Genomic DNA, 12,181 nt, shown 5'->3' with positions numbered 1-12,181 from the left:
AGATCATCACAAACGGAACAACTCGGGAATTGATAGCGAAACATGTCTTGAGCGAACATGACGAGCGGAAGATCGGCTGTGCCTGCTTGTGACTCGTTTGAGACATGCCGACTGCCCACGAAAATGTCGGCTGTTCGGGGGTAGACCGGAAGTGCGTGGTCGACAGTTAAAACGGAGCTAATGACCCGAAGGGGACTCTGCACCATCTGCCCGTGAAGGATGGTTTTGCCACCATTTCGGCACGGTTCCGTAAATTGCTTCCTTTCCTAAGAGAAAAGCGCCGATGCGCGGCTGCATTGGATTGAGGTTGCTGGGCCTCGCTCCACCGCCCACGATGCTGGCCGAGGCCGACGAAATGTGGCTCCCTAGCGGACAAATAACGGCAGTCGGTCCGATTTCGGCTTTCGACCATCTGAGACATCGAGCCTGATCGCGTCTGAGGCCGGTTGGGTGCAACTCGAAATTCACCAATGCTGGGATCAAGTGTGCGGCTGGATGCAATAGTACCCGGGTTGCCGAGCACTCTCCCGATAGCGTTCTCCGCTGGCATGATTGCAGACCCAGCGCTCGTGTATTCAACCGCATTGTCGCGTGAAAGGAGGTCGTCGTCCGCGAAGACGATCAAGCTTGTTCACAAGAATGTCTTTTCGGTACGCATGTTCCTGCTCATGGTGTATTGTATCCGACAGTTGCCCTTAATCTGGGACGTGCTGACGTTTCCAGCTGACTGATTGGGCAACTTTGATGCCATCAGCAGGCATAGCAGCCTCGTAACCCGACATTCCTTTCTGCCGGCGATCAACATTCGCATTGGAACGCGGAAGGGGCATAATGGCGAAGATCGATCCATCAACCCTGGCGGAACCTCACGCCTTAGTGAGGCGAGCTGTCTATCTGCAGCGCCACACCGCGCTCGCGTTGCCGTATCTCACCCCGCACAAGGTCGCGAATCTTATTCTCAATGAGATCGAGCTGCGGCTGGCTCGAACGCGTCCGCACAGCGTCCCTCCCTACATCAAAGTCGAGGCGACCCCACTCTGTCATCTGAGTTGTGGCGCCTGCTGGCACCACAGCAAGGCCTATAAGAAGACGCTCAACAACAAAATGCATCTCACAGTCGAGCGCATCGCGCGCATAGTTGATCCGATTGTGCGTGAACTCGTGGGGGTGAGCCTCAGCTATTCAGGCGAGCCGCTCTTAAATCGCGAGTTGTCCCAGATCGTTCGCTATTTACATGAGCGTCGCATCTGCACCGGCTTCCCCACGAACCTGTCCGTGCCAATGACACCGTCGCAAGCCGAAGCGTTTGTAACTGCCGGCCTCGATCAGATGCTGATTTCACTCGATGGTGCCTGCGAGGAGACCTATCTGAAGTACCGGATCGGCGGTAGTTTCGAACTCGTCCTCCAAAACGTCAGCAAGATGGCCGAAGCCAAGCGGCGTCTGGGCGCGAAGCGCCCAATCCTGGTTTGGAAGATGGTGGTATTTCCTCATAACTCTCAGGAGATCCCAATTGTCAGGCGGACGTGGCGCTCACTGGGCTTCGATGCAGTCGAATTCGTACTCGACCACCAAAGTGCAGAAAGCAATGCGATCAAGGCACAGGCGAACAGCGAGATGGTTGCCGGCCGCAAACCATGCTTCTGGGCTTGGAACACCACCGTCATCGGTTGGGACGGCGGAGTGCAGCCGTGCTGCCAGCAGGTCAACGAGATCCAGCTAGGGAACGCGGCCGACCAGGACATACGAACGATTTGGCGGGCAGAACCTTATGCCCGCCTCCGGGCTGGGTTCGCTCGCGACCGCTACGGCGAAGACATGCACCCGGTGTGCCGGCGATGCGTCGGTTTACCTGCGAAAGCTCAGCAGAGTAACGTTGGCGGCGACGTTGACTATGCCGTGCTGGTCCACGAGCCTGAAAGTGAAAAGCGACCGCAGAGTGCATAGGACTGGGAAGCTAGAAAACTGAGGCGCCGCTTCTAGCGGCCGAGGTGAGAAATCCGGCGAGCAGCAAATGCCCTGGGACGCAGTTCCTGCATTCTCCAGAAGGACGCACAGAGAAACCGCTGAGGCCAGCGCGTCGCCTCGCTCCAGCAATGCGTAGTCGGGATCAGCCAACAAAGCGAACATCTTGGCCAGCGGCCCAATGTCTGGATCTGGCCCTTCGCGTCATTTCGTTGCCACGCAATAAGCTGGTCGGTTTCGGGGAAGAGCAGACATCGAACACAAGCCGAACCCGCAGAGTCGGTCGAGAATGCCCCGAAGCGGACATTCGGTAGCAGCATCTCGCGCATGGGCCGATCAAGGGCACATAGCTCGGCCGCGATCCCTGCCGATGTAGCGAACCCCACGCGGCGAATCGCCGAAGCGAGCTCGGAACAGGCGATTGAAATGCGAAACGTCCGAGAAGCCCACCTCGAGGGCGATATCGGAAATCAGTTGCGCGCCGGCGCGCGCCTCGGTCAGCAATTTGAGCGCAAGTTGCAGACGTAGCTCATTCACGTGCCCGGTGAACGATGATCCTGACAGCGCCATCAGGCGCTGCAGATAGCGAGGTGATATGCCCTGGCAACGAGCGACCGTCTCGACGCTGAGCCCTGGCTCCTGAAAGTGTGTCGCGATGTAGTCGAGGACGGCACTGTGGCGCGCGGCCACGACCGCACTCGCATCGCTCTCGCCCAAGGGAGCGCACTCGCCGACTGCGAGCGCTACGAGATCACAGGTGTGAGCCATGACGACTTCACGCAGCTTGGGAGTGGCCAGAGCCCCCTCCTTGAATGCCGACTTCAGATAGGCCATGAGGAGACGAAGCGGTTCATTTCGCTGAGGGATCGGTCGCATAGCGAGGCTCTCGATGTCCGTCACGCGCTGCGCAAGCGCCTCGCGGGGCACGGCCAGACCGAATAGTATTCCGTCGACATAGGTGACGGTGGCGGGCTCCGAATGCAGAATCGAGACTGCGCCGCCGGCGCAAAGCTCGATGTCGCGGCCCCGCTGCGTCAGCCGACTTTTGCCGGGCGAGGAGACGATCAGGCCGATCGAGTCGTCACCGTCGGCAATGCTCGTCCGCAAGCGCTGGAAGCGCATTGGCGAGCCTTTCAGTGCGAGCGTGCGCAAACTGCGGATCGCTTGCAGCGTTGCGTCGACTTGAAACGGAATGTTCGCAAGAGGCTCGACATCGACGTGGACTATCCCCCGCACAAAGCTCTCGCGCCATAGTGGAAGTCGCATCGGCTCCGGATGTTCGCGCGTCGAAAATCGATGCGATACGAAATCGGCTGCGTCCGTAGACATGGGGACCTCCAGCCTTGATAAGACATTGAGTTCAGATGCAGCGACAGGCCAGCTGTAGGTATTCGTACTTTGCAATTTGCGCACCGACCGTCCCTTGAGGTACGCAGAACTCCAAGAAGCTACATCACTTGTCTGCTAGTCTCGTTCACCTGTGATTGATGTTGATGTGAACTGGCTCACGTGGCGACCAGAAAATTGCGACAATCTTTGATTGCGAATATCGCGTGCAAATACCTCCTTGATGATTGTGATGGCTCTATTTCAAATTGCTGCCATCGGATCAAATTTGGAAATCCCTGGCAGGGTGCAAGACCAAGTCCAACTTTACAACGCTGTTCGCGACTGCTCGGGCTCATCGATCCGCGAGCAGAAGTTCTGCAGCACGAGATATCCTCTACCGATTTCCTGTCGTGCCTTGATCGTCGCATCACCATTAAGGTCCGTCGGACACAAATTACGTCCCGGCACTGCTCCTTTTCAGCCGCCGGGTGAAATGTTCGAAATCTTTCACATGGGACGTCAACCGTGGTGATCAGGAAGGGATTCGATCATGTCCGCCATAGTCGACATGCTTTATCGCGAATACTGCCGTGCCCGTCTCACCGAAATGCGAAAGCAACTTTTGATACGGGGCGTCGGCGACAAAACCTTGCAAGTGCCCTGGGAGAACGATGATCCCGCCGACCGTGGCGCTCAGAGGAGCTGCTGGGTGACCAAGGAGTCCCCATCATCCATCGGGTAGCTGGCGCGCGTTATCGACCCCATGAGCGCGAGCGCACGCAGACAGGCCGGCAGATGGATGATCGAACTCACACCTCGACGCGGTTGTTCGGCGAAACTCCGCCGGAGTTCAAAGCGGCTGGCCGCGATCTGCGTATCGACATCTGTCGCGGGATCGCGTTATGGTGGATCTTTCTCGATCACGTTCCCAATAACATCGGGAGCTGGCTGACACCGCGCAACTACGGCTTCTGCGATGCCGCCGAGATCTTCATGTTCCTCTCGGGCGTGACCTGCGCACTCGCGTACGGCAGGGCACGGGAGCGCGAGGGCTGGAGCAGCATGATCGGCCGTTCGCTGCGGCGAGGATGGGACATCTATGCGGCGTTTCTGCTGCTCACGCTCGCTTGCGTCGTCCTCGTCTACCTTGCGGGCAGCGATGATCTCGCCGACTTGAGCAATACGCGAATTCTGCTCCAGCATCCGGGCGCCACGCTTGCGCACGCCGTAATCCTGCAATACCGGCCCGTCAATACCGACGTCTTGCCGGTTTTTGTGATTTTTCACGTGCTGTTCGCGCCGCTGCTGTGGCTGCTGCTGCGAGCACCTAACGTGACGCTGGGAGCGTCCCTGTTGCTGTACGCGCTCGTGCACGTCTTCGGTTGGAGTGTGCCAGCCTGGCCCAATGGCGTCTGGTTCTTTAATCCGCTGGCTTGGCAGCTTCTGATCGTGCTGGGCGCATGGTGCGTCATTGAGGGAGGGAAATTCCGGCCATGGATGATGTCGCGCCCGGCGCTTGTTCTTGCTGTTCTCTATCTGGTTTTCGGCCTGGTCCTTGCACAGAGTTGGAGCATCAAGCCGCTGGTCCCGCAAACTTTGAAGGATCTGGTGTTTCCATTGGATAAATCGAATCTCAGTCCGATACGGCTGCTGCATTTTGTGGCTCTCGCAATTGTGGTGCTGCGATTCATTCCCCAGAATTGGGGAGCGCTATCAACGCCGACGCTGAGCTGCGCAAGGTGGTGTGGCGAGAATTCGCTGTCGATCTATTGTCTCGGCGTCCTTCTGGCGCTCGCTAGCCACCTTACGCTGCTCGACCTCTCCGAGGGGCTTGCGATGCAGATCGTGGTCAGTTTTGCTGGAGTCCTGATGATGATCGTCGGCGCGCGGCTACTGAACGCGATCAGCCTCAAGCGCGAGCGGAAGTCAGGGTGGACGCAGTCGATCGAGAAAGTTCCGCCGGTTCGCTAAACTGTAGGCTAAACTGATAGATTGCGTGGAGCACGGCGAGCGGCTCTTGGCCCTGAGCCGACGTGCAGCCAAAGCCCTTGGCATGTCCGCTATCGAAGAAGACAGAGCGGACCAAGCATCTGGCAGCCTCAGACTTCCGCTTTTGACCCAAATGTATGGTCCGGCCGTGCGGTGCAAGAAGATTTCGACGATCCGATAGATGCGGTCTTGCATCAATGTATCCGGCCTCTGCTTGGAGCGCAGTGCTCCGGGCCATCATGGATATCAGCGCGCAATGCGATCTGTTTAGCGGACAGGCCTCGACCGGGCCATTTGGGTCACCAGTGTTCGCATGTGCCGGGAAGACCGATTCTCCATCGTCGTCTCATCCTCTCGCAGACCTCGGCGGGTAAGGGTTTGTTACGTCATCGATAGCTCCTCACGTCGCGCTGTTGCTTTGTTCGTGCCCAGCGGTCGTTCCTTCGTCCCGGCCTGCGCGCGCAGACGCGCCGCGCGCAAGGGGCCGTCAAGGCCGGCCGTCGTGCTGTCCTGACGTCTTGCTCTCCTGCTGCCAGGCTGGATGGTTCAGCCATTCCGTTTCATCACCGGGATCCTTGCTCAATCCACGGCAAGAACGGCGTCCATGATCGGGGTGGCGGTGGTTCGTCCCCCCTAAACTCAGCATTTTGACGTTTTACCCTTAGCCATTGCGGCCAGATTTCTGGTGGCGGCGTTACGGGATCGTCGGTCAGTTGCAGAATGACGCGCTTGAGCTGGAAGCCCGGTCCAAAACTTGCGGCAAGATCGTCAGGCGAGACCGACACCCGCGTATTTGGATCATTGATATCCAGAAATCGATCAAGCTGGGGCAACGCCGCGAGGGGAACCTCGCGCGGTCCGCTTTGCCGAAGCAACTCGGCGAGCGCAGCCTTCCTCTCGCCGTGGAAGCTGCTGCTGCTGCTAACGATTAGCTTGGTTAGTTTGTAAGCTACGAACGGCATGCATCCGATATCTCTATAGAAACACCGCATCATGTTACTTTCTTTCCGCTGCGCCGGTGTACGGATCGGATCTATAAATGACAGAAACAACAACCCCTTTTCACCGAGATCGACGGTTGGGGCATAGCCAGAAATGCTCACATCGGGGAGGGCGTCCGTGAAAATATCTGCCATAGGGTAAGCGACATCGATGACGCTCGATCCGGCCTTAATCTGATCGCCATCTTGCACCTCAACGGTCAGCCGGTAGCGAACATCGATGGAATGAAATCTGATCCAGATTAAAGCGATCAAAGCGATCGCTGCCCCTGCGAAAATTCCGAGCACGATGAGGTAGACTTTTTTCATTCGATTTCATCGCAACGAGGAGGGCAGCACCGAAGAGCGCAACGCCTAGGCAAACACGCGTTGGGATTGAATACGCATTGAAATGAGGGTGATCGATCACGGCACACTCCCTCTCGTCTCATGCGGGAGCGCGATTGCTCTCTCAAAGGGTCCTTTCGGCCCCTAACCGCAAATCGAAATCATTGTCCCCCGCGCTTAATCGCAGTCCTACGACTCGCCATGTTGCAGGGAGCCGCATACGCGGAGCCGGCGCTGAAGGCTAGCACCGCACCGAAGATCATAAGCCTGTTAGCAATCATCGTGTTCTCCTTTAGGTTGACGCTAAACTAATGAACAGAAAGTCCGTTCCGGCGTTTCGGCGCTGCATGATCTGCACGATGAAGGTTCAGATCATGGCTGCAGCGCACCAGAGCGTGTTGATCTGCTCTGCAAGGATGGACAGGACGCCGAACGAGGCGCCCGTTCTCTTGCCAGCGACCAGAGGCCGCCAACCGAGTCCGAACAGAGCGTCGGGCACTAAAATGAGGACACTGGGGCTTACCCGTCCGCACGTCAGCGGCAACGGCCTTGCTGATCGGAAGACATGCGCTCGAGCGCCGAAGGCTGACGTTGGCTGCTTTCGAAGTACGTTGCTAAAGCTCCCGCGTCATCGCCGGGTGCGTCCGGTTCTTCACCTTGATCCAGTCCTTTGACCGGCCGGCGCCGTAGCGCCGGTCGCGTCGTTTCGAGACCAGGCCCTCGAGCCCCATGCTGCAGGCCGCGCGAAACAGCTCCGGCCGGATCTCGCCGCTCTCGAACGGCGCGATGAAGATGCCGTCGGGACGGCCACGCAGCAGCCGCGCAAGCTTGGTCTTGCGCGTGGTCAGCGGAAGCGGCCGCAAATCCTCTCCGCCGAGGGCGAGGATATCGAACGCGTAGAGCTGCACCTCGGCATCGTTCTTGCGTGAGTGCAGGGCGTTGAAGTCGGAGATACCGTCGACGCCGAGCACCACGGCCTCGCCATCAATGACGAAGTGCTCCTCGCGGTTCTTCAGCGCAGCTTCGACGATCCAAGGATAGCGTTTGGTCCAGTCGTGGCCGTTGCGGGTGAAGAGGCGCACGGTGTCACCCTTGCGCTCGACGCGCAGCCGGTAGCCGTCATATTTGATTTCATGCAGCCAGCCGGCGCCATCGGGCACGATTTTGGCGGCCGTCGGCAGGCAAAATTCGAACGCGGTGGGCATGACGATCAGATAGGGATGGCCACAGAAAAAGCGAATCCGCAATACGAGAGGGCCGCCTTGCGGGCGGCCCTGTCCGAAGTCTCTTCAACGCCAGTCAAAAAAATTGGTGCCAGCAAACCCAGCCCCGGGGAGTAAATCACTAAGGATGAAACGCGCTGCCCGGTCGACGCAGTAAAGCAGCAGCGCATTTTCGCCGCAATAGAAATCGTCGTTCCGCTCCTTGGAACCGCGTCACGCTGCGCCGCGCAAGGGAAGCGAGAGCTGGATGTCGAACGTGTTCGAAGTGTTGGTGGCGATGAACGCTTGCAGAGCTGGCGAAACCTCTGCGTCGGTGTCAACGGCCCGCTGCGCCACGGCGTCGGCGACATCTGTGGTGGCGTCGCGGCTCCATCCCTCGCTCGGGTTAAAGGCGACGATCCGAACGGGATAGGTGTATTCGCTGGACAGGATGTGCCGGATCACGGTCTCAAGGTCGGTGTCGGCCTCGTCGGTCTCCCGCCAGGCGCAGCCGGCGCGCGCGCCGAAATCTTCGAGCACAAGGTAGATGTCGCGGTCGAGCCGATCGAGCGGGACGATCGAGGGTGAGGTACGCATTACGCTTGCTCCGACTGCAGCAATAAGGCCGGAGTGTAGTGCAACGTTCCGTCAGTGTCGCCAGCCGTCCTTGCCGACCTCGACCCGAAAACCTTGAGGCATGCCCGGCACCTTGCCCTTGGCGGGGACTCTGTTCACAAGTGAACAGAGCTTTACCCGTCGACTTGGCATTATGACTCATCACCGCCCGGCCCTAGGTATCTATCGGTGATGAGAACGTCGGTTGCGCTCCCGCCCCACTCGAACAGGGAGCTGCGCCATGACAGAGCGGCGTCGTATCCAGCAAGCTAAATCCCTAGAAGAGCGCCTTGCAACCGAGGCTGTCCGCCTGCGCGCGGAGGCCAAGGGCACTCCCCCTGGTGTCGAACGAGAGCGCTTGCTGCGGAGAGCCCGCCAAGCCGAGACCGGATCTCACATAAGCGAGTGGCTACGCTCGCCTGGCTTGCTGCCGCCAGAGTAAGGCCGTCTCAGTTGGCTGCGCCCTAACGGGAATGAGATTTCTTGTCGGACGTTTGCAATATCGGTCTGTGGCGCGATAGCCAGATCCCTCTTGCTCCGCGCCATCCACCCGGAACGGTCCATCGTCCAACGCGCGTGAGGCGGTGGGCCGGTTCTCGCTAGGCCGCGTAAATTGGCGGCCTCGGCGCCGAGTAAACTTAAGCGGCTGGGTTCGAGGGGGCGATGACGCAGCACCGACGCCGCATCAAGCAGACAGCATACTTGGAAACGCGCCTAGCCGCGGAAGCCGATCGGCTTCGCGAGGAGGCCGAACAACTCGCGCCCGGTGCGGCGCGTGACGAAGCTCTGAGAAAAGCCCGCCAATGCGAGAAGTGGCTGCGCTCACCGGGCTCGTAGTCACCCGACTGAGGGAGCGTTATCCGCTGCCGAGGCGCGGCGGCCGATCATCGCGCCGCTGGCCGACATGCCGGCCTACCGCATTGCCGAGATTTTGAATGAGCGTGACGTCCCCACCGTGCGCGGCGGCAAGTGGCAAGCCAACACAGTGGCGCGCAAGTGGCCCGCCTCCGGCTCGCGCGATAAGCCCCCGGGGGGGATTGTTTTGGACGTGAACACGCGTCCGACAGAGCGCGGGCCGGGGGGGCGGCTCAGCAGTGCGGCCATCGTTAAGCGCAAGAGCCTCGGTATCGCCGCATGCAGTGTTAAGTTGATGCTTCAGCGGTAATTCGATCGAGACGTAATCGATGCCGATGATCGGTGAGCAGACGTGCGCCTCCCATTACCGCAGCGAGAGTTCCCAATCCCGTCCCACCGGCGATTAAGAACATGATCAAGAGCTGATATTTAACAGCGTCGATTGGTTCGACGCCCGCGAGAATCTGGCCAGTCATCATCCCCGGTAAGGAAACAAGGCCGATCGCCGCCATGCTGTTCATGATCGGCATGAAGCCGCTTCTCAAGGCGTCGCGTATGACTGGCAGCAGGGCTTGGTGTCGGGTGCCGCCGAGCGCAAGACAAGCTTCCACGGCTGCTCGCTCGCGCACCAGGCTGTTTGTCAGCACGTCCAGGCCCAGGCTTATTCCGGTCATGGTGTTGCCCAGGATCATACCCAGCAACGGCAGCGAATAGCGCGGGTGAAACCACGGGTCTGGACGCAGCGCTGTCAAAAGTGCAAACATCGTGACGGTACCGGCGGCGAGCAGCATGCATCCTGCGCCCAAGCCGTAGCTCCAAATGCCAGGCAGGCGCCGCTTCTGCCGCGCGACGATCTCTCGCGAGGCGAAGAGAACCATGATGAAAGCGGCGAGTGCGGTCCAGAGGGGCGATACCGCGGCAAACAGGAACGTCAATACATATCCAACGAGGACGAGCTGAACCACCATGCGCACGGTCGCGATGGCCAGTTGTTTTTCAAGCTTGAGGCGGAGAACAAGCGAAAGAACGCCGTCCATGACGACAAGGAGGGCGGGTAGGGCCAGATCACCGTACGAAAGCTGGATGTAGGTCACGTCCGGCTCTCCTCGATGCCGCCGTCGGGGCCCATCGCGAATATCCTTGATCCGACCCGGCGCGCTTGAGCGTTGTCGTGGGTGCTCCAGATGACGCTCGTTCCATTCGAAATGCGTTCGGCGATTAGGGATTCCACCGCCGCGGCGGAAGCCGGGTCGAGCGCCGAGGTTGGCTCGTCCAGCAGCAGCACGCGCGATCGCAGCATGAGCGCCCGCACAAGCCCCAATCGTTGTCTCTCGCCGGTCGAAAGCCTCTGGATCGGCCACGGCCCGCAGTCGTCCGGAAGCCCCAGGCGCGTGGCCAGCGGTAGGGCATCACCCCAGCCCGTGAAGTGTTCCTGCACGGTGTCGGACCACCAGCCGGGCTCGGCGGCGAGGTAGGTCACTCGCTTTCGCCAGGCGGGGGCGGGCATCGTCTCTCTCAGCGTTCCGTCAAGCTTGACCGTTCCATCGTTGGGATCGAGGTCCGCGATGGAGCGAAGCAGCAAAGTCTTCCCGACCCCGGACGGCCCCTGCAGGGCGACGCATTCGCCGTCCCGCAGCTCGAATGACACGGAGATGTGCAAGCGCCTGAGCCCGTTGACCGTCAGCATGCGTCACAGCTTGAGCTGCAGCCGATCGGCAACGCGCCTGGCGATCTCCGCCGGCGCCTCGTCGGGGTAGGGATGCACCGAGCTGACGTTGATCTCGCCGAGCACGTAGCTGTCGCTCCCGTCGGCCTGGGCGGAACCGAGCATGAAGTCGGCGTCCCAGATCGCGGGCAGGTCACCTCGCGCGACATCCAGCAATGAGGTTAGCTGCGGCGTCCACTCGTCTTCCATCAACCGCCGCAGCCGCTAGAAGCGCGGTTCGGCGTTGGACGTGTAGAGCCGTGGCCCGGCTCCGGCGCGTGCGGCCGGCGATTCGACCAGGGCCTTGACCCTGTGATGGCCGAAATCCGCGCAGCGATCGCCAGCCATGTAGCAGCGCATGACGCCCTCGCTCAGGCGAGGCTGGAACGCTTGGTCGATCACGCTGTCGTTCTCGAAATACTCCGAGCAGCGACTGAGAAAATCATCAAGCGTCAGTTCCTCGGGCGCGTCCTTGGTCGCGTCCAGCACCCTGATCATGGGTGAAGTCGGCAGCTTCTCGACCTTCCAGACGCCCTGGCCGCCGTTGCCCCGGTTGCGTTTGATCACGCGCGGACCGCCGGCCAGCCGCGTCGGCAACTCGGCGCGCATCGCTTCGGCGGTTCGATATAGGGCCGTATCGCTTCCCCATCCCATCGACTGGGTCCGATAGAGGACTTCCTTGGTCCCCATCTTGAGGATGACATCGGGATGCGCGCTCACCCAAACGCCCTGCGCGGCGACGTCGCGCAGCATGGCGTCGAGACCGGCGCGATTGCGGCCGTCTTGAATCGGGTTGACCCAGACCAGCACGCCGTCCGCCGCGAGCAGTTGTTCGCGGGCGGCGTCCGCGAAGCTCTCGTCGTAGATGACGGGGTGCCCTTCCATGCCGGCGGCGGCAAGCGCTTCGAAGACGTCGACGAAGCGTCCGTTTTTTGAGGTGGCATCTCGACGCGCAGCGGCGTCTCCTCGCGAGAGGACAACGACGGTATTTCGGGGAGAGGGGTGTTTTTCGGTGTCCATGCGCAAGCTCCACGTGTTGCGTGCTGCGCAGAGCTTGGACCGAAGTCTCGCCGGGAGTCTGCTTGATCCCGCTCAGGCAGTCTACGTGAGGTCGCGTGGATCCTTCAAGCCGGTGTTTTCGGGCTCCCAGGTCGCTTCAGTGGTGAAACCGATTCCGTTCCAATCGGACGGTG

8 protein-coding genes and 1 pseudogene are annotated in these 12,181 nt (G+C 60.2%); 2 read left to right on the top strand and 7 right to left on the bottom strand.

All coding sequences use genetic code 11. From position 1 onward, the window contains the following. The first annotated feature begins 831 nt into the window (after positions 1 to 831). Positions 832 to 1,947 (top strand): radical SAM/SPASM domain-containing protein, encoded by a 1,116-nt coding sequence (locus AC630_RS13565; protein WP_074119018.1) that lies wholly within the window; start codon positions 832 to 834, stop codon positions 1,945 to 1,947. A gap of 354 nt (positions 1,948 to 2,301) precedes the next feature. Here the strand turns inward: AC630_RS13565 and AC630_RS13560 are convergent, their stop codons facing one another. Beyond that, entirely contained in the window at positions 2,302 to 3,378 is a 1,077-nt protein-coding gene (locus AC630_RS13560; protein WP_245330369.1) for a helix-turn-helix transcriptional regulator, read from the bottom strand. A gap of 711 nt (positions 3,379 to 4,089) precedes the next feature. On the opposite strand from AC630_RS13560, the gene AC630_RS13550 reads away from it, so the two are divergent. Then, complete coding sequence (locus tag AC630_RS13550; RefSeq protein WP_074119015.1) at positions 4,090 to 5,265, top strand: OpgC family protein; 1,176 nt, start codon at positions 4,090 to 4,092, stop codon at positions 5,263 to 5,265. 581 nt (positions 5,266 to 5,846) lie between these two features. Here the strand turns inward: AC630_RS13550 and AC630_RS13545 are convergent. The 6 genes and pseudogenes from AC630_RS13545 to AC630_RS13510 all read right to left on the bottom strand — a co-directional run bounded on the left by AC630_RS13545 (position 5,847) and on the right by AC630_RS13510 (position 12,008). Continuing rightward, a complete protein-coding gene (locus AC630_RS13545; RefSeq protein WP_074119014.1) occupies positions 5,847 to 6,593 on the bottom strand; it encodes a hypothetical protein in 747 nt (248 codons plus the stop codon). 632 nt (positions 6,594 to 7,225) lie between these two features. Continuing rightward, positions 7,226 to 7,816, bottom strand: coding sequence for an ATP-dependent DNA ligase (locus AC630_RS13540; protein WP_074119028.1), 591 nt, complete (start codon positions 7,814 to 7,816; stop codon positions 7,226 to 7,228). Between the two features lie 231 nt (positions 7,817 to 8,047). Next, positions 8,048 to 8,410: a hypothetical protein gene (locus tag AC630_RS13535; protein WP_074119013.1), complete on the bottom strand. Its 363-nt coding sequence runs from the start codon at positions 8,408 to 8,410 to the stop codon at positions 8,048 to 8,050. A gap of 1,160 nt (positions 8,411 to 9,570) precedes the next feature. Next, positions 9,571 to 10,377 carry an ABC transporter permease gene (locus AC630_RS13520; RefSeq protein ID WP_074119010.1) on the bottom strand — a complete coding sequence of 269 codons (807 nt, stop codon included), beginning with the start codon at positions 10,375 to 10,377 and terminating at the stop codon, positions 9,571 to 9,573. Next, entirely contained in the window at positions 10,374 to 10,970 is a 597-nt protein-coding gene (locus AC630_RS13515) for an ABC transporter ATP-binding protein (protein WP_074119009.1), read from the bottom strand. The genes AC630_RS13520 and AC630_RS13515 overlap by 4 nt, the downstream gene beginning before the upstream one ends. A gap of 3 nt (positions 10,971 to 10,973) precedes the next feature. After that, positions 10,974 to 12,008 (bottom strand): annotated as a pseudogene (locus AC630_RS13510) (Cj0069 family protein). Between the last annotated feature and the right edge of the window lie 173 nt (positions 12,009 to 12,181).

The sequence above is a fragment of the Bradyrhizobium sp. AS23.2 genome (genome assembly GCF_001908185.1).
GTDB lineage: Bacteria > Pseudomonadota > Alphaproteobacteria > Rhizobiales > Xanthobacteraceae > Bradyrhizobium.
The sequence above is the reverse complement of the archived record's forward strand: the minus strand, read 5'-3'. Positions and strand labels throughout refer to the sequence as shown.